The 24824-nt window shown below is 67.7% G+C and carries 21 protein-coding genes; 16 read left to right on the forward strand and 5 right to left on the reverse strand.

The window, feature by feature from the left end:
• Nucleotides 1-11 precede the first annotated feature (11 nt).
• The gene (locus tag JOD67_RS32805; RefSeq protein ID WP_205121568.1) at nucleotides 12-551 is read left to right on the forward strand and encodes a phage tail protein; all 540 of its coding nucleotides are present in this window, start codon (nucleotides 12-14) and stop codon (nucleotides 549-551) included.
• Nucleotides 548-1546, forward strand: a complete 999-nt coding sequence (locus JOD67_RS32810) for a zinc ribbon domain-containing protein (RefSeq protein WP_205121569.1) — start codon at nucleotides 548-550, stop codon at nucleotides 1544-1546. Before JOD67_RS32805 ends, JOD67_RS32810 begins: the two co-directional genes overlap by 4 nt.
• On the opposite strand, the gene JOD67_RS32815 is transcribed toward JOD67_RS32810, so the two are convergent.
• Nucleotides 1543-4350, reverse strand: coding sequence for an AfsR/SARP family transcriptional regulator (locus JOD67_RS32815; protein WP_205121570.1), 2808 nt, complete (start codon nucleotides 4348-4350; stop codon nucleotides 1543-1545). The two genes, JOD67_RS32810 and JOD67_RS32815, sit on opposite strands and share 4 nt — an antisense overlap.
• A gap of 124 nt (nucleotides 4351-4474) precedes the next feature.
• Here JOD67_RS32815 and JOD67_RS32820 point away from each other — a divergent pair, with 124 nt between their 5' ends.
• Nucleotides 4475-5257 (forward strand): nucleotidyltransferase domain-containing protein, encoded by a 783-nt coding sequence (locus tag JOD67_RS32820; protein WP_205121571.1) that lies wholly within the window; start codon nucleotides 4475-4477, stop codon nucleotides 5255-5257.
• A 4-nt stretch (nucleotides 5258-5261) separates the two neighbouring features.
• Here JOD67_RS32820 and JOD67_RS32825 read toward each other — a convergent pair whose 3' ends face one another.
• Nucleotides 5262-5840: a dienelactone hydrolase family protein gene (locus JOD67_RS32825; RefSeq protein ID WP_205121572.1), complete on the reverse strand. Its 579-nt coding sequence runs from the start codon at nucleotides 5838-5840 to the stop codon at nucleotides 5262-5264.
• 67 nt (nucleotides 5841-5907) lie between these two features.
• Between JOD67_RS32825 and JOD67_RS32830 the strand changes: the two genes are divergently transcribed.
• The 5 genes from JOD67_RS32830 to JOD67_RS32850 all read left to right on the forward strand — a co-directional run bounded on the left by JOD67_RS32830 (nucleotide 5908) and on the right by JOD67_RS32850 (nucleotide 13330).
• On the forward strand, nucleotides 5908-6486 hold the full coding sequence (locus JOD67_RS32830) for an ArsR/SmtB family transcription factor (protein WP_205121573.1): 579 nt from the start codon (nucleotides 5908-5910) through the stop codon (nucleotides 6484-6486).
• Nucleotides 6487-6614: 128 nt separating this feature from the next.
• On the forward strand, nucleotides 6615-7868 hold the full coding sequence (locus tag JOD67_RS32835; protein ID WP_205121574.1) for a PP2C family protein-serine/threonine phosphatase: 1254 nt from the start codon (nucleotides 6615-6617) through the stop codon (nucleotides 7866-7868).
• 308 nt (nucleotides 7869-8176) lie between these two features.
• On the forward strand, nucleotides 8177-9040 hold the full coding sequence (locus JOD67_RS32840; protein ID WP_205121575.1) for a DMT family transporter: 864 nt from the start codon (nucleotides 8177-8179) through the stop codon (nucleotides 9038-9040).
• Between the two features lie 12 nt (nucleotides 9041-9052).
• The gene (locus tag JOD67_RS32845) at nucleotides 9053-10231 is read left to right on the forward strand and encodes an MFS transporter (RefSeq protein WP_205121576.1); all 1179 of its coding nucleotides are present in this window, start codon (nucleotides 9053-9055) and stop codon (nucleotides 10229-10231) included.
• A 213-nt stretch (nucleotides 10232-10444) separates the two neighbouring features.
• Nucleotides 10445-13330 carry an AfsR/SARP family transcriptional regulator gene (locus JOD67_RS32850; protein ID WP_205121577.1) on the forward strand — a complete coding sequence of 962 codons (2886 nt, stop codon included), beginning with the start codon at nucleotides 10445-10447 and terminating at the stop codon, nucleotides 13328-13330.
• Nucleotides 13331-13545: 215 nt separating this feature from the next.
• On the opposite strand, the gene JOD67_RS32855 is transcribed toward JOD67_RS32850, so the two are convergent.
• Entirely contained in the window at nucleotides 13546-14994 is a 1449-nt protein-coding gene (locus JOD67_RS32855) for an alpha-L-fucosidase (RefSeq protein ID WP_205121578.1), read from the reverse strand.
• A gap of 20 nt (nucleotides 14995-15014) precedes the next feature.
• The gene (locus JOD67_RS32860; RefSeq protein ID WP_307782640.1) at nucleotides 15015-15704 is read right to left on the reverse strand and encodes a FadR/GntR family transcriptional regulator; all 690 of its coding nucleotides are present in this window, start codon (nucleotides 15702-15704) and stop codon (nucleotides 15015-15017) included.
• A 256-nt stretch (nucleotides 15705-15960) separates the two neighbouring features.
• On the opposite strand from JOD67_RS32860, the gene JOD67_RS32865 reads away from it, so the two are divergent.
• From JOD67_RS32865 to JOD67_RS32895, 7 genes are all read left to right on the forward strand, one after another.
• Nucleotides 15961-16938 carry an ABC transporter permease gene (locus JOD67_RS32865; RefSeq protein WP_239554140.1) on the forward strand — a complete coding sequence of 326 codons (978 nt, stop codon included), beginning with the start codon at nucleotides 15961-15963 and terminating at the stop codon, nucleotides 16936-16938.
• Complete coding sequence (locus tag JOD67_RS32870) at nucleotides 16935-17843, forward strand: carbohydrate ABC transporter permease (protein WP_205121581.1); 909 nt, start codon at nucleotides 16935-16937, stop codon at nucleotides 17841-17843. The genes JOD67_RS32865 and JOD67_RS32870 overlap by 4 nt, the downstream gene beginning before the upstream one ends.
• A 187-nt stretch (nucleotides 17844-18030) precedes the next feature.
• Nucleotides 18031-19560, forward strand: a complete 1530-nt coding sequence (locus JOD67_RS32875) for a type 2 periplasmic-binding domain-containing protein (RefSeq protein ID WP_307782641.1) — start codon at nucleotides 18031-18033, stop codon at nucleotides 19558-19560.
• A gap of 310 nt (nucleotides 19561-19870) precedes the next feature.
• On the forward strand, nucleotides 19871-20593 hold the full coding sequence (locus JOD67_RS32880) for a DUF2637 domain-containing protein (protein ID WP_307782642.1): 723 nt from the start codon (nucleotides 19871-19873) through the stop codon (nucleotides 20591-20593).
• 5 nt (nucleotides 20594-20598) lie between these two features.
• Complete coding sequence (locus JOD67_RS32885; RefSeq protein WP_205121584.1) at nucleotides 20599-21285, forward strand: DUF3800 domain-containing protein; 687 nt, start codon at nucleotides 20599-20601, stop codon at nucleotides 21283-21285.
• A gap of 180 nt (nucleotides 21286-21465) precedes the next feature.
• On the forward strand, nucleotides 21466-22491 hold the full coding sequence (locus JOD67_RS32890) for a DUF932 domain-containing protein (protein WP_205121585.1): 1026 nt from the start codon (nucleotides 21466-21468) through the stop codon (nucleotides 22489-22491).
• Nucleotides 22492-22594: 103 nt separating this feature from the next.
• On the forward strand, nucleotides 22595-22837 hold the full coding sequence (locus tag JOD67_RS32895; RefSeq protein WP_205121586.1) for a helix-turn-helix transcriptional regulator: 243 nt from the start codon (nucleotides 22595-22597) through the stop codon (nucleotides 22835-22837).
• 374 nt (nucleotides 22838-23211) lie between these two features.
• Here the strand turns inward: JOD67_RS32895 and JOD67_RS32900 are convergent, their stop codons facing one another.
• Nucleotides 23212-24129: an NmrA family NAD(P)-binding protein gene (locus tag JOD67_RS32900; RefSeq protein WP_205121587.1), complete on the reverse strand. Its 918-nt coding sequence runs from the start codon at nucleotides 24127-24129 to the stop codon at nucleotides 23212-23214.
• 93 nt (nucleotides 24130-24222) lie between these two features.
• On the opposite strand from JOD67_RS32900, the gene JOD67_RS32905 reads away from it, so the two are divergent.
• Complete coding sequence (locus JOD67_RS32905) at nucleotides 24223-24687, forward strand: winged helix-turn-helix transcriptional regulator (RefSeq protein ID WP_205121588.1); 465 nt, start codon at nucleotides 24223-24225, stop codon at nucleotides 24685-24687.
• The last annotated feature ends 137 nt before the right edge of the window (nucleotides 24688-24824 follow it).

Below are 24824 nucleotides of genomic sequence, written 5' to 3' on the forward strand. Positions count from 1 at the left end.
GGGGGACGACGATGCGTGGGCTGGTCTCGGACCTGGTGAATCCTCAGCCGCTGTTGGGCATTCTGCCGTCGCTGTATCACGAGGACGACGTGACGGTGCGGTTCATGTCGGCGTTCGACGACAGCTTGGCGCCGGTGTTCTCGACGTTGGACAACTTCTCGACGTACCTCGATCCCTCGTTGGCGCCGGACGACTTCGTGCGGCTGTTGGCGCACTGGGTGGCCTCGTTCGACGACGTGCGGCTGCCGGAGTCGCGGCGGCGGTTGCTGGTCTCGCGGGCGGTGGAGTTGCACGCGCTGCGCGGGACGCGGGCCGGGTTGGAGGAAACGATCCTGGTCGCCTGCGGGGTGTCCGCGACGGTGTCGGAGTCGGGCGGGACGTCCTGGTCGTCCGAGGCGGGTGGCTCGCCGCCCGGCTCAGCTCGCGCCGAGATCGTGGTGCGGGTGGCAGGAACGGCGGACGTGGGACTGGTGACGCGCGTGGTGGAGGCGCTCCGGCCGGCGCACGTGCCGGCGCGGGTCGAGGTGGTCGAGGAAGGCGGCGGATCGTGATCATCTGCAAGAGTTGCGGGGAGCACAACGAGGACGGCACGGCGTTCTGCGTGCGGTGTGGGGTCTTCCTGGAGTGGGAGGGCGAACGGGTCCCTGACCCTTCGGCCCCTGCTGAGGCTCCGGAGGAGGAGCAGCCGGTCCCGGTGGCGGCGGGGGCTGCGGTGGCTCCCGATGTGGCCGCCCGCCAGCCGGAGCAGACGAAGAAGAAGCGCCTGGCACCGCGCAAGCCGCCGTCGAACGTACCGACCGGCTCGTTGATCTGCGGCTCCTGCGCGATGCCGAACGAGTCGTCCCGCCGCTTCTGCGCGCGCTGCGGCAACTCGCTGGCCGAGGCCCGCGTGGTCCGCAAGACCGCCTGGTGGCGGCGGCTGTTCGGGCGAGAGCGCATCTACGAACCGGGGACGCGCAAGCGCGTAGGAACAGCCCGCCGCCGCACCCGCACGTTCGTCCGCCTCGGCGTCGTCCTCGCGTTGCTAGGCGGCGCGGGCATCCTGGCCGGACCGCAACGGGGCCTGGTCGTGCGGGGCTACCACTCAGTGGTCGACCTCTTCGCCAAACCCGAACCAGCCCGCCCGGTAGCGACCGGAACAACAGGCGCGGTGAAATCCCACCCCGCCGCGCTGGCCTTCGACGGAGCGCAGAACACGTACTGGGCCTTCCCGGCCAACAAGCCCAAGATCTCCCCGGTGCTTCGAGCCACCTTCCCCGGGCCCGTCCGCCTGGTGGGCTTCGCCCTCTTCCCAGGAGTATCGATCGAGACCTCGAAATTCCTCGCCGCCACCCGCCCCGAGCAGATCGAGCTCGCCGCGACGAAGTCCGACGGCCAAGTGGTGGTGAAGCGCTTCCCGGTCGAGGACAAGCCAGGAGAGCAGAAGTTCGAGTTCAAAGAATCAGACATCACCAAAGTCCAGCTAGCCGTCATCTCCAGCCGCGGCGAACACAAAACCCTGGCCACCGCCATCACTGAGCTGGAGTTCTTCAAAGCCCGCAGCTAGGCGGTGGCGGCGGGGTTGGGGGTGGGGATGATGCCGAGGTCGTCCAGCACTTCGGCGTAGCGGCGGCGGGCTTGGGTTGCTGCGGCGGCGTCTCCGGTCAGCTCGTAGGCGGACTGCAACGTACGCCAGGCTTGGTCGCGGAACGGGTCGATCTGCACCGCGCGTTCGCCAGCCTCCGCTGCTGCCACGCCGTCGCCGGCGCGCAGTTCGAGGTCGGCCAAGGCGGTGGCGACTCGGGCGGCGTCGGAGCGCAGTTGCTCCCGCTCCGCCACGACCCAGTCCGCGGGCCCGTCCTCGGGCAGCAGGTCGCCCGAGTACGCGGCCAGGGCCGCACGCAGCTCCGGGCGTACGCGGGCCGCCGAGCTGCCGCGCAGGGAATGCCAACGGGCTAAGGCGGAACGGAAGGTCACCACGTCCGCGTCGCTTCCCTCCGGCAACGTGAACACGTACGACATCCCGACCCGCCGCAACAACTGCGACCGACCGCGCGGCGCGTACGGCTCCAACGTCCGACGCAGCGCCGAGATCGCCACCTGCAAGTTCCGCTTGCCCGCCTCCGCCGACATGCCCGGCCACAACGCCTCGACCAGACGCTCCTCGTGCACGGGCTGATCGGCCTGGCACGCCAGCATCCGCAACGTCGCCAAGGCCCGCGGCCGTACGCCCTGCCAGTCCACGTCGTGACCATCCACGCGCAGCTCGAAACCACCGAAGCAGCGCAGCGAAACGGCCGGCACCCCGCCGCCGCGGACGACGTGCAGCGAGGGCGCCACCGGCTCCGGCGCAGGAGGCGACGAGTCCGTCATGGCCAACGCGTACAAGGCCAGGTTCCGCGCCGCCGGCACCCCCACCGAACGCGAAGCCCCATCCGCCCGCCGCGCCTCCAGCTCAGCCGAAGGCATCCCAGCCCGCGCCAGAGCCAGAGCGTGGAACCCCCGTGCCCAAGCCTCCAACGTCCCTGCGTCCAACCGATGCGCCCGCTCCGCCGTCTCCGCGAAGACAGCCACCGGAGCCCCCGACTCCAACATCCCGGCGAAGCCCACGACCAACCCGGCGATCAACGCGCCCCAGTCGTCCCCGTCCCGCACGCACTCGCGGTAAGCCTGCTCAGCCTCCGCACGAGCCGCACCACCACGCATCCCACCCACCGCACGAGCGATCCGCGCCAGCCAGGGATGGTCGTACGCATCCGCCTCACCCGCCAAACCAGCAAGGGCATTCGGCGGCACAGTCCCCTGCCACGTCCCGATCGCGAACACGATCAACCGAGCACCGAACGACTGGAAACTGTGCGCGGGCGCGTCGACCTGACCCGCCAGCTCCACCGCCGTCGTCGTCTCCCCCCGCAGCAAAGCCCCGACCGCCCGAGCGAACACAGGAGCATCCGCCAACGCGGACATGTCCCCCCGCACCGCATACCGAAGCTGCACCGGCCACGGCACGGAGTCGGGTTTCGTCAACGGTGGAAGGAAAGCGCCCGGCACCCAAGCCTCGGCACTCCGCCGTCCCCGCGTGCTCTCGGCGGCGACCACCGGCGAAGGCGCGTGCCGCTCCACCGAACGGAACGTCTCGACAGCCGCAGCCAGATCCCCCGCCGCCAGCTGCCGGTTCGCCCGCGCGAGCCCAAGCCATGGATCGTCCTCGATCGCCAACACCTCGTCCGGCAGCGTCCCCGCCGAAGCGAGCCGCGGCCCGAGCTCCTGCAGCAGAGCCCGAACAGCCCCGAGCTCCTCAGCCCGCAAGTACGCCCGGAGAGCTTCCACGGTTCGCCCCGCCGACACGAGCAACGAGGCTGCCCGCAGATACCAGGAACGCGTCGCCTCCTTGCCCAACCGCTCGGCCAGCATCGACTCCAGCTGCACCTGCAGGACGGCGTGATACCGGTACGTCCCCGCCACCTCGTCCACCCGAGTCGTGAAGAGCTGCTGCGACGCGAGCCCATCCAGGACAGCAGCCGAGTCCGTACGTTCCAGCAACGCGTCACACGTCGGCCCGTCCACCACGCCGAGCGCGCTCGACCACACCAGGAAGTCCGCGGTCGTCGCCGGCAGGTGATGCAGAACGGTGGCCGCCAAGTACGACTGCAAGAGCCGCCCGCGCCCCCACAGCCCGGCAACAGCGCGACGCCGCTCGGCGAGCGGCTTGCCCGAGGTCGCGAGATGGAACATCTGCAACCCCGCGGCCCACCCCTCGGTGTGCCGGGTCAGGGCCGCGACGTCCTCCGGCGGCAACGGCTCTCCGTAGAAGCGGCCGAACAGCTCGCCGACCTCCCACGAACGGAATCGCAAAGCGTCCGCCGACAGCGAAGCGGTGCCCACCCCCAGCTGCAGCTGCGCCAACGCAGGACCAGGATCGCGCCGACCCGCGAGGACGAACGTCGTCGAAGGCGGTGCCAGCGCGATGACCCGCGCGAGCGCGGCCTCGGCGGGAGTGCCAGCGATCGTGTGCACGTCGTCGACGACGAGAGCGAGCCCCTCGGTCGCACCGTCCTCGAGCAGACCGACCAGCGAGGTGTCGTTCAAAGGAGAGTCGAGTGCCACCTGGATGGCCGCCCGGAGATGGAGCTCGAGAGCCTCGGCCGTACCGTCGCGTTCGTCGGCCTGATACCAGGCGACCCGGCGCTTGGCCGCGTAGTGCGCGAGCGTGGTGGTCTTGCCCGAGCCAGGCGGCGCGGTGACGAGCACGACCCGGCTGCCGGCCCGGTCGAGCACCTCGTGCAGCCGAGGCCGGTCCAGGCCGTCGGCAGCCGGAGCGGTCAGCTTGGCACGCGGGATCGGCGGTCCCCCGGCAGGCCGCGCACTCATCGTCACTCCCCAAAGCCGTGAAAATCGTGCATCTCAGGTTCGCAGACCGGGTACGGAGGGTGAATCCGGAAAACCCCTCGAATTTGGCGTGCTACCCACCCCACTGGTGACCTATCGTTCCCGCGTGACGGGAACGGAGTACGGCGACGGCGCCGTGGCGCGTGCAGGGGAGATCCTGCGATCGGTCGTGGGCTCGGGCGTGCACGGCATCGCGATCGCCGGTACCGACGACCACGACGAGATGGGCGTGTTCATCGAGCCGCCGGCGCACGTGCTGGGGATGCGGCCGCCGTTCGAGCACTATGTCCACCGCACCCAGCCGGAGGGCGCGCGGAGCGGGCCGGGCGACGTCGACCTGATCATCTACGCGCTGCGGAAGTACCTGCGGCTCGCGCTCAAGGGCAACCCGACCGCGCTGCTGCCTCTGTACGCGCCGCCCGCGGACCTGGTCGTCATGACTCCGCTCGGCGAGGAGCTGCGCGAGCTGGCGCCCGCGGTGCTGAGCCGGCGGGCCGTACGAAGGTTCCTCGGCTACATGGAGGCGCAGCGGGCACGGATGGTCGGCGGCGGCAAGCGCAACCGCGTACCCAACCGGCCCGAGCTGGTGGAGAAGTACGGCTTCGACGTGAAGTACGCGTCGCACGCGCTGCGCCTGGCATACCAGGGGTACGAGGTGCTGCGCGACGGCCGGCTGACGCTGCCCATGGCCGACAAGGCACGGGAGCACGTGCTGTCCGTCAAGCGCGGCGAGATCCCGCAGGCGGAGGTGCTGGAGTCGATCGCCAAGCTGCAACTGCGGATCGAGGAAGACCTCGAGGCCGGGCGTACGCCGCTCCCACCCGAGCCCGAGTGGGAGCGCCTCGGCGAGTGGTCGACGTCGGCCTACCGCCGCCACTGGGGTTGGTGAAGGGCTACACGCGGGCGAGGAACTCCAACACCCGCTGCAGCTGCAGGGTCGCGGCGGCCTCGTCGTACTCCGGCAGTGAGGAGTCGGCGAACAGGTGTCCCTTGCCCGGGTAGAGGAACAGCTCGGCGTCGTCGACGGCCTCGACGACGGCACGCGCGACCTCGAGATCGCCGGAGTCGGCGAACTCGGGGTCGCCGTCCATGCCGTGGACCTGCAGCGGCACCCCGTCCGGCCAGGTGCCGTCGCCGAACTCCTCCAGCGGCATGCAAGAAGAGAAGAACAGTGCGCCGCGCGCGCCCGGCCGGGTCTGGGTGAGCAGCTGGGCGGGGACGACGCCGAGCGAGAAGCCCGCGTACACCAGGTCGTTGCCCAGCTTCTCCGCCGCGGCAGCGCCGCGCTCGCCGACGGTCCCGAACCCGATCTCGCGTACGTGCGCGACGCCCTCGGCGATCGAGCCGAAGAGCTGGCCCTCGAGCAGCTCGGGCACGTGCACCGTGTGCCCGGCCGCGCGCAGCTGGTCGGCGAAGGCCTTGACGCCCTCGGTCAGTCCTTGCACGTGGTGGAACAGCAGTACCTCGGCCATGACACGCCTTTCGTCGTACGAATGATCCATAGAAGTCGAACATTCGAGATGTTAGTCTATTCGAACCATGCCGATCAACCCGTCGATCCCGGACTATGAGCTCGCGGACGTGCTGGAGCTGACCACGCCCGCGGAAGTCCGGGCGATCTCCGACGCGCTCCGGCTGACACTGCTCGACCTGATGCGCGAGCGCGCGGCGACCGTGACTGAGCTCGCGGGCGCGGTCAAGCGACCGAAGAGCACGGTCGCGCACCACGTCAACGTCCTCGTCGACGCCGGCCTCGCCCGCGTGGTCCGCACCCGCCGCGTCCGCGCGATCGAGGAGCGCTTCTACGGTCGGACGGCGCGAACGGTCTACGTCGGGCTCGGCATCAGCCACGTCGCGGCGAATCCAGCGGGCGAGCTCAACGACTTCGTCACCGCGGCCCAGGAGTCGGCCGCGGCGCACGAGACCGGGCACGCACGAACCTTCATCCGGCACGCACGGATCCCCGAGGAACGTGCCGCGGAGTTCTGGCAGCGGGTCTCCGAGGTCGTCGCCGAGCTCGACAACGTCCCTCGCTCAGGCGACGCCGTCTACGGCTTCGTCGTCGGCCTCTATCCCACGACCGACTTTCCGATGCTGCCCGACGCGGAGCAGGGATAGCCGTCAGAACGGCGGTCCGGCCCGGAGTGTGAAGCGACCGCTCGGGACCCCGCCGCGGACTAGAGTGATCGACGAACGGTCAAGCAGCGGCCGCCCCACGTAGCTCGCCAGGTGGGAGGTGAACGCAGGTGAGCGTGGTACGTCTCGATGGCGGGGCAGCCGAGCTGCCGGAGCTGCCAAGCATCGAAGAAGAATCCGAGCCGTCCGACCGACTCCGCCGCATTGAGGCGCTGACCGATGTCGCGCTCGCGCACCTCGACGTCAACGACCTCCTCGCCGAGCTCCTCGAGCGGGTGACGCAACTCCTCGAAGTCGACACCGCCGCCGCGCTCGTCATCACGCCCGACGGCCGCCACCTGGTCCCGATCGTCGCGATCGGCATCGAAGAAGAGGTCAGGCAGGGCATCCAGGTCCCGATCGGCCGCGGGTTCGCGGGCCGCATCGTGGCCGAAGGCCGAGCCCGGACCATCACGCGGGTCGACCGGACGACGGTCTACAACCCAGTGCTGTGGGAGTCCGGCATCCACTCGATGCTCGGCGTCCCGATGGTGAACGGCGGCGAGGTGCTGGGCGTCCTCCACGTCGGCACCCGGAGCCCTCGCACGTTCACCGACGACGACCAACGGCTGCTGCAGATCGTCGCAGACCGGGTCGCCCTCGCCACCCAGGCACGGCTCGCGAACGCCGACCGCGCGGCCGCGGCCGCACTCCAGCGCAGCCTGCTGCCGGCCGAGCTGCCGACGATCGACGGGATCGAGCTCGCGGCGAGGTACGTCCCGGGCGTGGCCGGGGTCGGCGGCGACTGGTACGACGTGTTCCCGCTCCCCTCCGGCGAGCTCGGCCTCGTGATGGGCGACGTCGTCGGCCGCGGCCTCCGCGCCGCGGTGATCATGGGCCGGTTCCGGAGCGCGCTGCGTGCGTACGCGTTGGAGTCCGACGACCCCGCGGTCGTACTGAGCAAGCTGGATCGCAAGGCCCAGCACTTCGAGCAGGACATCATGGCGACGGTCGTGTACGGGATCCTGTCGACCTCGCGGACGAACTTCCGGCTGTCCTCCGCCGGCCATCCCCCGCCGATCCTCGCGGTGCCGGGCGAGCTGCCCGTGTTCCTCGACGTCGTCGGTGACCTGCCGATCGGCGTACGTACCGACGCACCGCGCACGACCGTGCGGATCGACCTGACGCCCGGCGCGGTGCTCGGCCTCTACACCGACGGACTCGTGGAACGGCGCGAGCAGCCCGTGTCGAGCGGCCTGGAGATCCTCCGCGAGGCTGTCACCGCCGGCCCGGCCGAGGACGTCTGCGCCGCCGTGTTCGCGAAGCTCGTCACCGCCGGCCCGACCAAGGACGACATCGCCCTGATCGTCCTGCGGCGCCAGTGAGCACCACCCTTTCGGCGAGAGACGTGCCCTAGGGTCGGGATTTCAGGTGTTGGTGGGCGACATCGGCCTGGGAAAGACGGAAGTGCCTGTCCTGCTGGGGAAACTGGGACGGCGACATCTCGAGTGATCCGAGCGGGAAGGCACTCCGTAGGTGAAGCGTCGTGGTCGCCTTACCCGGCCAGTGGCCCCATTACCTGGCGTCCACCCCACGTAAAGCGGCAAATGATCATGTAAACATGATCATTTGCCCCGGGCCCGGGCCGGGCGTACCAACCGCTGGACGAAAGATCGAGGCTAGGGTCGAGTACGTGCTGACCGAGGTGGGTTTACCGCTCTATGCCACATTCCTGGTACTCGGGGCGGCGGTCGCGCACGCGGCGTGGAACGCGATCGCCCACGGCAACGAGGACAAGACCGTCGTACTGACCCAGATGGCGTTCGGCTGCGCGGCCGTCGCCATCCCGCTGATCCTCATCAGCCCGATGCCGAAAGCGGCCAGCTGGCCGTGGCTGATCGCGTCGGTCATCGTGCACATCGCGTACAACCTGCTGCTGATGACCTCGTACCGGCTCGGCGACTTCGGCCAGATGTACCCGGTCGCGCGCGGTTCGTCGCCGCTCATCGTCACCGGGCTCGCGGCGTTCTTCCTGCACGAGCGACCGCTCCCGCTCGAGCTCGCCGGCGTCATCGTGATCTCGATCGGCCTCGCCAGCCTGGTCTTCGCCACCGGCGTGCGGCTGCGGCGCGCCAACGTCAAGGCCATCGGCGCCGCGCTCGCCACCGGACTCACCATCGCCGTCTACACGACGATCGACGGCACCGGCGTCCGCGCGTCCGGCAGCCCCGCCGGCTATACGGGATGGCTGCTTCTGCTCAGCATGCTGACGATGGTGGCATACGCGCTCCTCCGCCGCGGTCCGGTCATCTTCACCCAGGTACGACACAAGCCGTGGCCCGGGCTGCTCGGCGGCGTCCTCAGCCTCACCGCGTACGGGCTCGTCCTCTGGGCACAGACGATGGGACCGCTCGCCGCGATCTCGGCGCTGCGCGAGACCAGCATCGTGGTCGGGGCGATCATCGCCGCCGTGGTGTTCAAGGAGGGCTTCGGGCCGCGCCGCATCGCCGCCACGTTCATCGTCTTCGTCGGCATCGCCTTGATCAATCTCAGTTGAGAGGATGACTTGATGGGTGGCTTCGCGAGGTGGATCACGTCGAACCTCGGTTCGGCGATTCCGCAGTCGATGGCGCCGATCACGTACGGGCTGGCGACGCTGGCGCACGGGGACGCCAAGGGCGGTGCCCTGATGATGACCGCGATGACCGCGGCACAGGTTCTCGGCGCGGTTCCGATCGCCGCCGCGGGCCGGCGGTTCTCCGTGTCCGCGTACGCCCGCGTCCTCGTCGCGTTCCGCTCGCTCGCCTTCGCCGGCCTGGCGATCGCGATCGTCGGCGGTGCGCCCGTTCCGGCCCTGGTCGCGATCGCGAGCCTCGCCGGGCTCGTCAACGGGGCGATCTTCGGCGTCCTCCGGTCGATCCTGAACGACCTGGTGACGGCGAACAAGCTCCCGCGCGCCCTCGGCATCACGGCGACGGCGAACGAGCTCGTCTTCGTGACCGGGCCGATCCTCGCCTCGACGATCGGCGGGATGTCGGTCATCGCCGCGGTCGCGATCATGGCCGTCACCAGCGCGCTGCCGTTGGTCGTCCTCCCCCGCATCGCGAAGCGCACGCCGACGCCCGCGGTGGCCCAGGTACGGCCGAAGTCGATCCGCCTCGGCGTGCTCGTCTGGTTGCTCGCGGCGGGTAGCGCCGGCGCCTGCGTCGCCTCCGTCGAGATCGGCGCCCTGGCCCTCGCCCTGCGCCACGACCTCGCGCCCAGTGCCGCGTTCTACTTCACTGTTCCGCTGTGCATCGGCTCCGTACTCGGCGGCGTCTGGGTGAGCATCCGCAACCGCCGCCCACGGGGGCGGTTCGTCGTGGGGATGATGCTGGTGACCGGTGCCGGCGCCGTCACGGTCGCCTGGGGCGGGTGGCTCGCCGCCGCGATCGCCGGCGCCGTCCTGATCGGCCTGTGCCTCGCCCCGCTGGGAACGTCGTTCTCGCTGTCTCTCGACGACGTCCTCCACGCCGAACGGCGCGCCGAAGGGTTCGCACTCCTCCAGACGTCCAAGGCCATCGGCGTCATCGTCGCCTCCTCGGTCATCGCGTTCGCCTCACTCGAAGCCGCGCTCCTCACGACCGCGTCTCTCACCCTCGTGGCGGCGATCGTCGTCGCCCTGCACGGCCGGCAACGGCCGCCCGGCTCGGATGGAGCCGCTCGGCTGCAGGCTGCACAATCGTCGGATGGGGCATTCGGTCGGTAGGAGAACTCTGCTCGGGTCGGCGCTGCTCACCCCCGCTCTCGTGGGATGCACGGACCGGGCCGCGGCACCCGCCATCGGGTCGGCCTGGAGCCGCTGACTCGGAAATGCGTGTATAAGAAGCAGATGGACTTCGGGGTGTTGGGGCCGGTCCAAGTACGGGTGGGAGATCAACTCCTGGGGGCCGGAAGCGGGCGGGAACGCTTCGTTCTCGCGATGTTGCTGCTCAGTGCGAACCGAGTGACGGATCCGGACGTACTCGTCGACGCGCTCTGGGTGCGGCCACCGCGGTCGGCGAGAGCCCAGCTGTACAACCTGATCTCGAACTGGCGGCAACGGCTCGGCCCTCATCACGTCGGACCCGAGGAGCTCATCGAGACCCGTCCCGGCGGCTACGTGTTCCGACTTGGTCCACACCAGTTGGATCTCGACGCCTTCCGCAAGGCGGTCGCCGAGGGACGAGCCGAGGCGGAGAAGGGACGGCACGACGTCGCCCTCGTCACGTTGAAGAACGCGCTCGACCTGTGGCGCGGACGCGCGCTCGCCGACGTACCGGACGAGTTGCTCGCCGATCGGCGCCGGCTGCTCGAGGACGAACGACTGGCAGCGACCGAGCTGCGCATCGAGTCCGAGCTCGCGGTGGGCCGCTTTCACGATGCCCTGCGAGAGCTTCCCGCGCTGATCGACGAACATCCCTACCGCGAGCAGCTGTACGCGGCGCACATGCGCGCGCTGGCAGGGATCGGGAGCCGTGGTGACGCACTGGCCACGTACCAACGACTGCACCGTACGCTCACCGACGACCTCGGCGTGGTGCCTGGCCCGCAGCTGCAGGCACTTCAGCAGCTCATCCTTCGGGGTGAGGATCCCCTTGTCCCACAGGCGATTCCCACACCTGTCGTGCCTCGTCAACTGCCGCCGGTCACCGCCCGCCTCACCGGCCGGGACAAGACGTTCGGCGAGATCTGCGCCACCCTGCAGCGCACCGACGGTACGCCGCCAGCCGTCCTGCTCACCGGCCCGGGTGGCATCGGCAAGTCGGCGCTCGCGGTCGCGGCTGGCCACGAGCTGACCTCGACGTTCCCGGACGGTCAGCTCCATGCGGATCTGCGCGGTGCCCAGCCGACGCCGACCGATCCGCACGCCGTTCTGGGACGTTTCCTCCGTGCGCTCGGCGTCGACGGCAGGGCCGTTCCCGACGACCGCGACGAACGGATCGCGCGCTACCGCACGGAGCTCGCGGACCGCCGCATGCTCGTCGTGCTGGACGATGCGGCCAGCGAGGAGCAGATCCGTCCGCTCGTGCCGGGAACGCCGCGCGCCGGTGTCGTGATCACCTCTCGTCACCAGCTCCGCGCGCTCGTCGGGATCGAGCGTTGGACCGTTCAAGTCCTCGCGTCGGCGGATGCCGTGGAGCTGTTGGCCAACGTCGTCGGCGGTGAACGCATCGCGAGCGATCCGTCCGCGGCGGCGGAGATCGTCCGTCTCTGCGGCCAGCTGCCGTTGGCGGTGTCGATCGCCGCCGCCCGACTGGCGGGCCGGCCGGACTGGACGCTGGCCGAGCTCGCTCGCCGGCTGGACGAGCATCGCGAACGGTTGGACGAGCTCACGGCCGGCGATCTCGATGTGCGCGGCAGTATCGCGTTGAGCTATCAGCAGCTCGACGGACCGCAGCGCGAGCTCTTCCGGCGGCTCGGTCTGGTTACGGCACCGAGCTGGCCGGGGTGGGTCGCTTCCGAACTCTGCGGCGGACAAGCAGATCAGCTCGTCGATCAGCTCCTGCAGGCTCATCTCGTCGAGCCGCTCGGCTGCGATGCCGTCGGTCAGCACCGGTTCCGGATGCACGATCTCGTGGCCGACTTCGCGCGCGAACGTGCCCACGTGGAAGAGGAATCAGCAGTCCGAGCCGAGGCTCAGACCCGCGTCCTGTCGGGCTGGCTCGCCCGCTCGACGGAGGCCGACGCCAGCGTCAACCAGAAGTTGACGTCGAGCCGGTCAGGCACGGCTTGGTTCGAGGCCGAACGAGCGAGCCTGGTCGCTGCCGTCCACCTTGCCAGCGAGGTCGGCGCGGGGACGCTCGCCGCGGACCTCGCGCTCCGCTGCGCGAGCTTCCTCGCGCTTCGTTCCTACAACGCCGATTGGGAAGACACGTTGCGTACGGCGACAGAGGCCGTGCGAGACCAGGGCCTCGATCACCTGTTGCTCGAGCTGCTCGACGCCTCCTGCGTCGTCAACCGGCAGCTCGCACGCAACGAGAACGTCATCGCCCTCGCGACCGAACAACTTGGTCTGGCCCACGAGCTGAACGACAGCGACGCGGAGCTCGCGGCACTGGGCAACGCCGGCTGGGCCGCGCGCCACCTCGGTCAGATCGACCAGGCGACCGCCTGGCTGGAGCAAGCGGTCGACGCCTGCACGCCGCAGATGCCGAACCGGATGGCGAGCAGGGCGTTCACCGGGCTGGCGATGTTGTACCGCGACGTCGAACGGATCGCCGAGGCGTTGCCGTTGACCGAACGGGCGTTGGAGCTCGAACGCCTCGAGGGCAATCCGCGGATCGTGACGATCTGCCTGCAGAACTACGGATGGACGCTCTACGAGCTCGGTCGGCTCGAGGAGGCGGAGCAGGCGGCAGCCGAGGCGATGTCGCTCGCCACCGAGATCAACGACGAGCAGTCGAGCGCGAGGAACGAGTCCCTGCTCGCGGACCTGCAGGTCATGCGCGGCAACTACGCGGTCGCGCGGGAGCTGCTCGAACGTTCCGCGAGCACGGCTCAACGGTTGGGCGACAAACTCCTCGAGGCCGAACAGCTGATCTCGCTCGCGCACCTGGCGGCGGCGCAGGACAGGCCTCGCGATGCCGTAGGCCCGCTGCTGGCTTCGTTGGACATCTGGCGTGAGCTCGACCTCCCCATGCAGGAGGCGCGCATCCACGCACGACTCGACCTCACCTACGCCGCCGCCGGTCGGACCGCGCTCGGCGAACGGCACGGCCGGGCTTGGCGGTCCATCCTTGCCGAGCATGGGCTCGACGTCCGCTGCCTCAGGTTGGCGGTGGGCCGCGCGTGGCCCGGCTCGGAACGGATCACGGCCGGCGGGTGACCCTCACAGCGCAGCGGCCTCGACCGGTTGGTAGTTGTGCGCCTGCGTCGAGAACAGCCGCGCGTACGTTCCCCGCAGGGCCAGCAGCGACGCGTCTGCCGCTCGCGTCAGAGCCATCGATTCACCCTCCAGTCTTCGTGGACGAGACATCGAGGCGATGGTGGGCAGGGGGATCTCACAAACATCTCACCAGAGCGGCCCAGGTCGGCGTTCTCTCAGGTCAGCTCGATGGCGAGGCAGTTGAGCTCCTCGGCCGGGCTGGTCTGGGGCAGCCGCACGCTGAGCCCTTCGTCGGTGTGCCTCCAGTCGACCTGGCCACGCCCCAGCAGCCGAACCGAGCGCACGGTGTCGGAGCGGGTCAGGCTGCGGATCAGCGCGGAGCCTTCGGCGGGCCAGCGCATCAGGAACGCATAGACGACGTTGCCGCGCTGGGTGAAGCGGAAGTCCTGCGACGTCCATTCGACCCTGTCCTCGCGGAAGTGGTCGATGACGACGCGGCCGGGTCCTTCACCGTAGACGCGGAACGGCCTGGTGCCGAAGATGCCTTCGCCGCAGATCGCGGTCCACCGTGCCATGGCGTCGAGCAGGTACGAGCATTCGTCGTCGATCGTGCCGTCCGGGAGCTGCGGGATGTTGAGCAGCAGGTTCCCGTTCTTCGCGACGACGTCGACGAGTATCTCCAGGACGTGTTCCGGGCTCTTGTAGCGCGCACGCACGTCGTAGAACCAGCCACCGACGCAAGTGTCGGTCTGCCAGGGATCCGGCCGGATCTCGGGCTCCTGGCTGCGTTCGACGTCGAGGACTCCGATGCGCACCAGGTCGGCGTCGCGCGTCTTCTGCGTGTACACGGCAGCGTTCCGGCCGCCGTGGGTTCGAGCGCTGGTGTTGTAGAGGTTGGCCACGACCTGTGCACCGGCCGCGTGGTCGTCGGAGTCGAACGGCAGCGGCCCGTCGCTGTAGAGCAGGTCGGGCTGGAACTTGTCGATCATCTCGTTGGTGAGCTCGAGCCACCGACGGTGCCACCAGGGGTTCGTCGTGTACCAGGGCTTCGGCAGAACGTCGCGGGTGTGGTGATCCTCGTTGGGCAGGTACAGCTCGACGTGAGCGGGATCGGCGCCGTCGTACGGCACGCCCTTGTACGGTCCGCGCTCGTCCGCGCCCTTGCTCGTCGCGAGCCAGCTGAAGGATGCGCCGAGGTGTTCGCTGAGCCCGAACCGCAGACCGCGCGCCACGGCGGCCGCACGCCAGGCCGCCACGATGTCGCGTTCCGGTCCGATCCTCGCGGAGTTCCAGGAGTGGAGGGCCGAGTCGTAGTTGAGGAAGTTGTCGTGGTGCACTGCTTGGGAGACGAAGTACTTCGCCCCAGCGGCGACGTAGCGATCCATCAACGCCTCGGGGTCGAACCTCTCCGCCTTCCACAGCGCGACGAGATCCTTGTACCCGAACCGGGACGGGTGACCATAGGTCCGCCGGTGGTAGAGGTACTGGTCGGAGCCCTCGCGGTACAGGTGCCGCGCGTACCAGTCGCCGAACCGCGGAACGGACTGGGGACCCCAGTGCGACCAGATGCCGAGCTTTGCGTCGCGAAACCAGTCCGGAACCTCGAAACCGGCCAGGGAGTCGAGTGTCGGCTGGAACGGCTCGACGGAGTCTCGATCGTGCATGGTCGGGAACCTTCCCGTCGTCAGGACTCAGGATGGAGGAGGGTGCGGAGCCAGCGTTCAGAGGTGGCGACATGGACCACGCTCGCCGCGCGTGCTCCCTCGACGTCCCGCGCCTCGATCGCCGCGTAGATCGCCTCGTGCTGTTGGAGGGTGAGGTCGGCTGACCCGGCTTCGTTCACGCCCCGCCAGATCCGTGCCCGGAGGGTCTTGCCGGACAGTCCGTTGAGGAGGGTCGAGAGGGTCGGGTTTCGGCTGGCGGCGGCCACTCGGTCGTGGAACGCGGCGTCCTGGGCGGTCAGCTTCTCCTGCTCGGTGAGCGAGGCGCGCATCGCGTCGAGGATCAGGCTCAGCTCACTGAGCAGATCCGCGTCGGCGTTGGCCGCGGCCAACGCGGTCGCCTCGGCTTCGAGCACGCGGCGTACGTGCATGACGTCGGCGAGGTCGTCGTCCTGGAGGAGTTGGACGGCGAACCCGATGCCCTGCAGCAGGAGCTGCGGCTCGAGGCTGGTGACGTAGGTCCCGTCACCACGGCGTACGTCCAGAACGCGGGCGACCTCGAGGGCCTTGACGGCCTCACGCACCATCCCTCGGGACATGCCGAGGAGGTTGCACAGGTCGCGCTCGGCAGGGAGCCGGGATCCCGGACGGAGTTCGCCGGACACGATCAGGCCGCGGAGCCTGGCGATGGCTTCGTCCGTGCGGCCGGGCACTGGCCGATCACGGTCACTGGACGTGTCAGCACGGCTACTTTGCTCGTAGACGTCCAACGTTTCGGCCTCGTTTCGCAGCGAGCATTGACAGAAGAGGGGCGTCGCTCGACTATGGCACAACATTGGTTAGATGTTTAGCATTGAACGCCGTCCAGAACGAGTCGATCGCGACGGCTGACGCCATGCCAGACATGTCGCTGGGATGGCGAGCTGCCGTCAAGGCGTTCGCTGGGACCTTGGAGAGGCCCGCATGGCCATGACGTTGCAACGGCCGCCGCAGGTCGGCGCGCCATCGCGTGGTCGCCGCCGGCAACCGCGGCCAGGTCTGCGGGGGCTGAAGAAGAGCCTGCGGCACCACTGGCAGCTGTACCTGCTGATCGTCGTTCCGCTCGTCTACTTCGTGGTGTTCAAGTACATCCCGATGTCGAACGCCGTTCTCGCGTTCAAGAACTACAACGTGGTGGCCGGCATCTGGGGCAGTGAATGGGTCGGCTGGAAGAACTTCGAGATGTTCTTCCAGAACCCGGTGTTCTGGACGCTCGTGAACAACACGTTCCTGCTTTCCTTCTACACCGTGCTCGCGAGTTTCCCGATCGCGATCATCCTGGCGCTGGCCCTGAACGAGGTGCGGCAGGGACTGTTCAAGCGCACCGTGCAAATGGTCACCTACGCGCCATACTTCATCTCCACCGTCGTCGTCGTGTCGATGACCATCCTGGTGCTGGCCCCGCGGCTCGGCATCGTCAATCGAGGGCTGGGCTTCTTCGGCATCGACGCGATCGACTTCCTCGGCGACCCGTCGTACTTCCGCCACATCTACGTGTGGTCCGAGATCTGGCAGACGGCCGGTTACTCCGCGGTCATCTATCTGGCCGCGTTGTCGGCGATCGATCCGGCCCTGCACGAGGCGGCCAAGATGGACGGCGCTGGCCGGCTCCGCCGAATTCTGCACGTCGACCTGCCGGGAATCATGCCGACCGCGATGGTCATCCTCGTCCTCGGCGTCGGCAACATCATGGCGATCGGCTTCGAGAAGGCGTTCCTTCTTCAGAATCCGCTGAACCTCAGCCAGTCCGAGATCATCGCCACCTATGTCTACAAGACCGGTCTGCTCAACGCCGACTTCAGTCTGGCCACTGCTGTCGGCCTGTTCAACTCGGTGATCAACCTGCTCTTACTGCTGTTCGTCAACGCCGTCGCCAAACGCCTCACCGGGAACGGACTGTGGTCATGACGACGTACGCCGAACAGGTGCGGAAGATCCGGGAACCGCGCGGCGACAAGATCTTCATGGTCTTCGTCTATCTCCTGCTGATCGTGTTCCTCTCGGTCATTCTCTTCCCGCTGATCTACATCGTCGCCAGTTCCTTCAGCGATCCGGAGGCCGTCTCGTCGGGACGGGTGATCCTGTGGCCGGTGGACTTCACGCTCCGCGGATACGAGGCCGCACTGAGCAATCCGCAGGTGATCCAGGGCTACCTCAACACGGTGTTCTACACGGTCGTCGGCACTCTGATCAGCGTCACGCTGACGATCGCGATCGCGTATCCGATGTCACGCAAGACCTTCGTCGGCCGCAACGTCGCGATGAGCGTGATCCTCTTCACGATGCTCTTCACCGGTGGCCTTGTGCCGACCTATCTGGTGGTCCAGCAACTCGGGATGTTGGACACCCGGTGGGCCCTGATCATCCCGCAGGCGATCGGTGTCTGGCAGGTCATCATCGCGCGAACGTACTTCCGTTCGGCGATCCCGGACGAGCTGGGAGACGCGGCTCAGCTGGACGGCTGCAGTGACCTGCGGTTCCTCTGGTCAGTGGTGATCCCGCTCGCGAAGCCGATGATCGCCGTGGTGGCTTTGACGTACGCGATCTTGCAGTGGAACTCCTATTTCGACGCACTCATCTACCTGAAGAACCCCGATCTGTTCCCGTTGCAGCTCGTGTTGCGCAACGTACTGATCCTCAACACCTTCAGCGGTGGAGCTGTGGACGCATCGCTCGTCCTGGAACGACAGCAGTTGGCCGAGTTGCTCAAGTATTCGCTGATCGTCGTCTCGAGCGTCCCCGTCCTGGCCATCTATCCGTTCGTCGCTCGCTACTTCACCAAGGGAATCCTGATCGGTGCTGTCAAGGGGTGATCCCTTGCTCCACCTGACCCATCGAGGAGAGAGAATGCAAGTCCACCAGAGAGCAACCAAGTACGTGGTGGCCGCGGGGGTCAGCCTGCTTCTTGTAGGAGTCGCCGCCTGCAGCGGAGGATCCGGACAGGGTGATCAGGGTAAACCCCTTCCAGACATCACCGGGAACCCGGCAGTCACCATCAACGTGTTCGCGCCGCAGAGCGCGGAGACGAACCTGGCGACGAACGAGTTCACCAAACGGATGGCGAAGAAGTACAACATCACGTTCAAGTGGCAGACCAGTACGTTCGACGCGGGTCCCGCGAAAGAGAAGCGACAGATCTCGCTGGCAAGCGGCGACTACCCGGACCTCTACATGCTGATTCCGTGGGTCGACCAGTTCACCCCGGCCGAGCTGTTGAAGCTGGGCAATCAGGGCGTCATCCTTCCGCTGAACGAGCTCATCGACAAGTACGCGCCGAACATCAAGAAGGCGCTCGACTCCAATCCCGACTACAAGGAGATGGCTACCGCACCGGACGGCAAGATCTACGGGATGCCGCAGTGGGTCGACTGCTACCACTGCTCCTATCAGGGCAAGCTGTGGATGAACCAGGCCTGGTTGAAGAAGCTCGGCCTTCAGCAGCCCAAGACAACCGAGGACATGCGTGAGGTTCTCCGCGCGTTCAAGACCCGGGATCCGAACGGCAACGGAAAGGCCGATGAGATCCCATTGAGCGCGAGTGTTCGGGATGCCCTCATCCCGTACTTCATGAATTCGTTCATCTACGACCCGCAGGGGACGAGCGGAAACAACAACTCGACGCTCGTACTGGACAACGGCAAGGTCGACATCCAGGCGGACAAGGACGGCTGGAAGGAGGGCCTCGCGTACCTGAACTCGCTCTACAAGGAAGGCCTGATCGACCAGGGCGCGTTCACACAGAACCCGGATGCCCTGCAACGGCAAGGAAACAACGCGAAGGACGTCATCCTCGGTGCGTCGACCGTGCTGCATCTGGGCATCGCCGTGAGCATCGGCGCGGCCGACGGGCGGGACAAGCAGTACGAACCGGTGCCGCCGGTAGCCGGCCCAGGTGGTGCGGCCTTCACTGGGTACAACTTCCCGAGCGCGCCCGGCGCCACGTTCGTCCTGACGAACAAGGCGAGCCCCGAGGTGCAGATCCAGGCGATCAAGCTGCTCGACTACATCTTCACCGACGAGGGCCAGATCAACGGGTTCTTCGGAACCGAAGGCAAGAACTGGGCGAAGCCCAAGCCCGGCGAGATCGCCCTGGACAAGTCCATGGAGCCGGTCTTCCGAGTGATTCCCGCGAAGCCGGGAGCACCACCGGCGAACGCGGGATGGGGCGCCCTGGCGCAGTACAACAACCGGGCGGAGTTCCGGAACTCCGAGTCGATCGCGGCGGACATCTACAGCCAGGAAGGCTACGAACGGCGGCTCTTCGAGGCGACCAAGCTGTACGAGGGCAAGGAGGACGACGCCAAGATCTACCCGTACTGGAAGGTCTGGATCGACCCGGCGCTGGGCAGCGAGGTGTCGACGTTGCAGACGAACCTGGAGAGCTACATCCAGCAGAACGCCCTGCAGTTCATCACCGGCTCCAGAGACATCACCAAGGACTGGGACGCCTACGTCAAGGGACTCGAGGGACTCGGCCTGAAGCGCTACCTCGAGATCCAGCAGACCGCGTACGACAAGGTCGCCAAGTAGGGCTCGCGTCCACCCGTAGCGAGAAATGGTGAGAGGTGCGGCTTAGCCGCACCTCTCACGCGCGCTTCAACAAGTCTGTGACCTGCTGAGTTGTGGTGCACCGCCAGGGACTCGAACCCCGAACCCGCTGATTAAGAGTCAGCTGCGGGTGGTCCAGGTAGTACTTCTGCGTATGTTTCAGAGGCCCACAGTCCATCAGGAGTCCAGCTCAGGCTCCTGAATCCAGTGCCGTCTCGACAGTTCGTGAGAGGGCTGTGAGAGGTGGCCGGCTTCGCAGCCGGCCACCTCGGACCGTGAGGAGTACTCGTACGTGACCGCCTCGGCCCATGACATCGACCTCAAATGTTCGCCTACGAGGCCGCGCCTCGTCGACACCGAGAGGCTCATCCGTTGGTCCACCGCGTTGGCAGTCATCTGCGTGGCAACTGTCGCTGCGATCGTCTCGTACCGCCACGCTTACCACGTCGTTCGCAGCTACGGCGAGGATGGCGTAGCGGCGCGCCTGGTCCCGTTAACTGTGGACGGGCTGATCTATGCCAGCTCAATGGTGATGCTCCATTCCGCGCGACGCGGAACGCCGGTACCTCGGCTCGCGCGCTGGCTGCTGGGGCTCGGCATCGCAGCGACCGTCGCCGCGAACGCGGCGCACGGTCTCGCGCACGGACTCGTCGGCGCGCTCGTCGCGGCGTGGCCCGCACTCGCCCTCGTGGGCTCCTACGAACTGCTGATGCTGATGGTCCGGAACATGGGCCGCGTATCCGCGGTCATACCCGACGCGGTACCTGAGCCCATACTCGACACCGATCCCGACATCGTTCCCGGACCGACCCGGATCGCACTCGTGGTACCCCAGCCGTCGGATCCTCGCGATGAGCTCGAGGTACAGGCTGAGAGCGAGTTCGCCGATGAGCTCGCGATCGGGCGGACACCGACGATCCGAGAGATCCGGTCGAGACTCCGCGTCGGCCAACCCCGTGCCCAGCAGGCCCGGGCGTACCTGTCGTCACTCCTTGCGGACGGCGAGCCAGCGTGACGGACGTGCCGCCCGTCGTTCGGCTGTTCTACGTCGACGACTCGGGGGCCGAGCACACCGGTTGGGTCGTATACGCCTGGATCGAATGCACCGCCGCCGGCTGGCGTGACGGCCTCCTAGACTGGCTCGAGCTCCGCCGCGCCCTGTACGCCGACCACCAGATCCCGGCCGACTACGAGCTCCACGCGACGAAGTTCGTCGGTGGTCGCGGCAACCCGTCGCTCGACCCGGACTGGAACCGGCAGAAGCATCTGCGGAGCCTGGTAGCCGAACAGGCTTTGCAGACGATCGGAGAGTCACGGCACGTCCGCGTCGGCTCAGTGTTCCGTCGTACGAACGCGCGTGGCTTCCAGTATGCCCAGGAAGCTGCCGACCTGTACGCGATGCTCATTCGCCACCTCGACGAACGGCTCTCGAGGGTAGGTGAGCTCGGGTTCGTCATCGTCGACGGTGACGGTCGCGACGCCAGCTACTTCGCACCGCACCGCGCCCTGAGTCTCACCCGCCGGCAAATCCTCGAGGATCCGTTCTTCCAGGACTCGCATCGGTCCCAGTGGGTCCAGATGGCCGACCTCGTCGCCTACGCGGTCTACCAACATCTGCTTCGCCATCCAGGCAAGACCTTCACCTGGCGCTGGTACGAGACCTACCTGCGGACGAACGACGTCAACAAAGGTCCGCTCGCGCTCTAGCCCAGAAAGAAGCTAGACCCGGTTCCCCACGTACGTGGGCCGGGTCCGCAATCACAGATTACCACGCATGCTCACCGACCGGACCTCGAAAAACTTCCTCCGGGTCACTTGCGCGAATCATCGATGTCGTCTAACTTTCTCTGCATCAGACGGAGAAAGTTTCGACGAAAGGAATCCACCATGACGCACTACTTCGAGAGCGGCTTCTCGGTCCGGCAGCCGATGTGGCACGGACTGGGCAACGTGCCCGCCGACTACCCGGGATCGTGGGACGAGGCCCGGCAGCTCGCCGGCCTGGACTTCGAGCCGATCAAGGTCCCCACCTACGAGTACCGCGGCATCGACAGCGCCGGAGACATCGCACACGCACCTGCCGAGGGCGTCATCGGCGACTACTTCGAAGACGAAGCCCGACAGCGGATCGTGCGATCGGACACCGGTGCGACACTCGCCATCGCCAACGGGACGTACGAGCTCATCTCGCACGCGGAAATGGGCGCGGTGGTCGAGGCGATCCTCGACCAGCCGAACGTCAGGTACGAGACCGCAGGCGTCCTCGAGGGCGGCCGCGCGGTGTGGGCGCTCGCACTCCTCGACGAACCGGTCCAGCTGTCGGGACGGCACGCCGAGGACGTCAGCCTGACGCTGCCGTACGTGGCACTGCTGAACCGGCACGACGGAGGGGCAGCATTCCGCGTCGCCTCCACCAGCGTCCGCATCGTCTGCGCGAACACCTGGCGGGCCTCCGAGATCGAGGCCGAGCACACCGGCACCAGCTACAGCTTCCGCCACACCCGCAACTGGCGCGACAAGATCGACGACGCCCGCGAGGTCATCACCGGCGTCCGCCGCGACTTCCGCGCCTACTGCCAGACCGCGACCGAGCTCCTCGGCATCCACATCTCGCCATCGCAGTCCGACCTCTTCATCTCCGAGTTCATCCCGATGCCGCCCGACGGCCTGATCTCTCAGCGAGTGCGGACGAACGTCGAGACCGCCCGCACCTCGATGCGGCGGATCCTCCGCTCAGCCACCACTCAGCACGTCGCGCACACCGCGTTCGGTCTCGTCCAGGCGGCCGGCGAGTACCTCGACCACATCCGTCGGTACCGCACCGCGGAGACCCGGATGAACCGCTCCTTGCTCACTGCCGAGCCGCTCAAGGCCAAGGCCGTCCGCCTCGCCCGCGAGGTCGCCAACGACTAGCCAGGCGCCGACGTCAGCGGAGGTCGCCCCCGACCGGAATTCGGGGGCGACCTCCGTTGCGTAAGAATGGCACCTCCGGCCGACCCGGAGGAGGAAAACCCACATGCCGAGCCCGAAGCAACCCGACCCGACCCCCGAGTACCTAGACATCGCCGCCGTCGCCCAGCTCGCCGGCGTCCAACCCACCACCATCACCCGCTACCGCGGCGGCATGGACCCAACCTTCCCCAAACCCGACATCACCCTCTCCGGCCGCCCCGGCTGGCGCCCTGAAACGATCCAAACCTGGCTCGACAACCGCCCCGGCCAGGGCATGGGCGGTGGCCGCCCGCGCAACCTCGAATGATCACGGCACCATCCGGACATGCCATATCCGAAGACCGAGTCGAGCCTGTACCCGAGGCGAGGCCTATGGCCCTTGTCGTCTCAGCCACGACGCCTACACGGAACGAGTTGCAGGTACAGGCCGAGAACGAGTTTGCCAACGAACTCGCGGTTGGGGTACGCGCCGACTATCCGCGAGATCCGCGCTCGACTCCGCGTGGGTCAGCCATGTGCCCAGCGGGTATGGACGCACCCGCTGTCCGGGTCGAGCCGGCGGAGAACGTCGGCCCCGGTTCATGAGTGGGCCGCCGGGCGCGTGCACGGCGAGGTCGACCACAGCGGCGAGCACCTCGGCGTAGTACGCGGCCGGGCCTTCCTTGGCTAGCGACACCAGGATTATCGCGCGCCGCCGAAAGTATCGAGGTTGGCTTGGAAGAACTCCTCGATGGTCTGGCGTCGTTGGCCGGTGAGGCGTTCGATGGCGTCGGTGTGCTCGTACGCTTCGTCCTGCCAGTTGGCGGCTCCGGCTTCGCGGAAGAGTTGCCAGAGGCTGGTGAGGTGGGCCGCGGCGTGGGGGTTGAGTCCGTGGTCAAGCATGATTTGACGCCAGGTCTCGCTCGGGACGTCGACGTAGTGCAGCGGATGGCCGACGGCTCGTTCGAACACTTCGGTGATCTGCTTGACGCTGACGAACTCGCCGATCAGCCGGTGGAAGCCCGCGGGCTGGATCTCCTTTTGGGCAAGGACTTCGTTCGCGACTCGCGCGACGTCGCCACCGCTCACGAGCGGCAGGACGGTGCTATCGTCGCCGAGTGGAAGGATGAGCTGGTAGCCGTTCTCGCCCGGATGGATGAGCGCGCGGATGTTCTCGTAGAATGCCGTGGCGCGCAGGTGGATAGCGCCGACTCCCGCGTGGTCGAGGACCTGCTCGGACACCCAGTGCTGGCGGAGCCGTGGCGTGCCGGCTTGCGGGTCGGGCGCGAGCTGGGAGACCTCGACGACCTGCTCGACTCCCTCGTACGCGGCGGCGCTGGCGAAGACCGCGGTGGCGTCGAGCAGACCGTCCTGGACGGGGTAGGTGAAGAACGCGCGCCGCACGCCGTGCAGCGCTGGCTGGACGTGCTTGATCTCGCGGAGGTCGCCGACGTACGCCTCGGCGCCTTCCTTGCGTAGCCGAGCGGCCCGGTCGTCGTCCTGGCGGACGAACGCGCGGACCTCCTTGCCCTGGGCGAGCAGCGCGCGGGTGACGAGGTTGCCGGTGGCGCCCTGGACTCCGCCGGCCGCACCGGCGACGAGGATCGTTTCGTTCGACATGGTTTCTTCTTTCGAGATTGTGAGTTGTTTGACGCAACTCAGGCTAGAGGAGTCAGTTTCGTAATGCAACTCTCTTCTGGTACGGTAGTTCGCATGCTTGGTCGGACGTACGAGGATCAGATCTGCTCGATCTCACGCACCCTGGAGGTGGTGGGCGAGCGCTGGACATTGCTGATCGTGCGCGACGTCTTCTTCGGCATCCGCCGCTTCGGCGACCTGCAGACCTCACTCGGGGTGGCGCGCAACGTACTGACCGACCGGCTGAACCGCCTGGTCGAGGACGGCATCGTGGTGCGGGAGCCGTACCAGGAGAACCCGACGCGCTACGAGTACGCCCTGACACCGAAGGGGATGGACCTGCTCCCGGTCCTGCTGTCGATGATGCGCTGGGGCGACAAGCACGCCAGCCCCGCCGCCGGCCCACCCCGTCTGGTCCGCCACGTCGACTGCGGCGGCGAGGTCGAGCAGCAGTTGGCGTGCACGAAATGCGAGCAGCGACTCGACGAGAACGACATCGAGATCCTCCCCGGCCCAGCCCTTACCGCGGCGGCCCGGTGATCATGTGCGTGATCATGAAGGCAAACTGGTGAAATACGACCGCTTCGGCTTCATGATCACGTTCATGATCACGGACTCTCGCGGTCAGGTGGCGCAGCGCGCGAGGATCTCCGACATCGTCCTTTCGCACGTCGCGC

Source organism: Tenggerimyces flavus (assembly GCF_016907715.1).
In the GTDB taxonomy this organism is placed as follows: domain Bacteria; phylum Actinomycetota; class Actinomycetes; order Propionibacteriales; family Actinopolymorphaceae; genus Tenggerimyces; species Tenggerimyces flavus.

Coding starts and splice junctions, on each gene's coding strand:
- JOD67_RS32845 (WP_205121576.1), top strand. CDS start 9,053: ATGGGTGGCTTCGCGAGGTGGATCACGTCGAACCTCGGTTCGGCGATT.
- JOD67_RS32825 (WP_205121572.1), bottom strand. CDS start 5,840: ATGGCCGAGGTACTGCTGTTCCACCACGTGCAAGGACTGACCGAGGGC.
- JOD67_RS32895 (WP_205121586.1), top strand. CDS start 22,595: ATGCCGAGCCCGAAGCAACCCGACCCGACCCCCGAGTACCTAGACATC.
- JOD67_RS32830 (WP_205121573.1), top strand. CDS start 5,908: ATGCCGATCAACCCGTCGATCCCGGACTATGAGCTCGCGGACGTGCTG.
- JOD67_RS32865 (WP_239554140.1), top strand. CDS start 15,961: ATGACGTTGCAACGGCCGCCGCAGGTCGGCGCGCCATCGCGTGGTCGC.
- JOD67_RS32890 (WP_205121585.1), top strand. CDS start 21,466: ATGACGCACTACTTCGAGAGCGGCTTCTCGGTCCGGCAGCCGATGTGG.
- JOD67_RS32805 (WP_205121568.1), top strand. CDS start 12: ATGCGTGGGCTGGTCTCGGACCTGGTGAATCCTCAGCCGCTGTTGGGC.
- JOD67_RS32900 (WP_205121587.1), bottom strand. CDS start 24,129: ATGTCGAACGAAACGATCCTCGTCGCCGGTGCGGCCGGCGGAGTCCAG.
- JOD67_RS32815 (WP_205121570.1), bottom strand. CDS start 4,350: ATGAGTGCGCGGCCTGCCGGGGGACCGCCGATCCCGCGTGCCAAGCTG.
- JOD67_RS32870 (WP_205121581.1), top strand. CDS start 16,935: ATGACGACGTACGCCGAACAGGTGCGGAAGATCCGGGAACCGCGCGGC.
- JOD67_RS32855 (WP_205121578.1), bottom strand. CDS start 14,994: ATGCACGATCGAGACTCCGTCGAGCCGTTCCAGCCGACACTCGACTCC.
- JOD67_RS32905 (WP_205121588.1), top strand. CDS start 24,223: ATGCTTGGTCGGACGTACGAGGATCAGATCTGCTCGATCTCACGCACC.
- JOD67_RS32850 (WP_205121577.1), top strand. CDS start 10,445: ATGTTGCTGCTCAGTGCGAACCGAGTGACGGATCCGGACGTACTCGTC.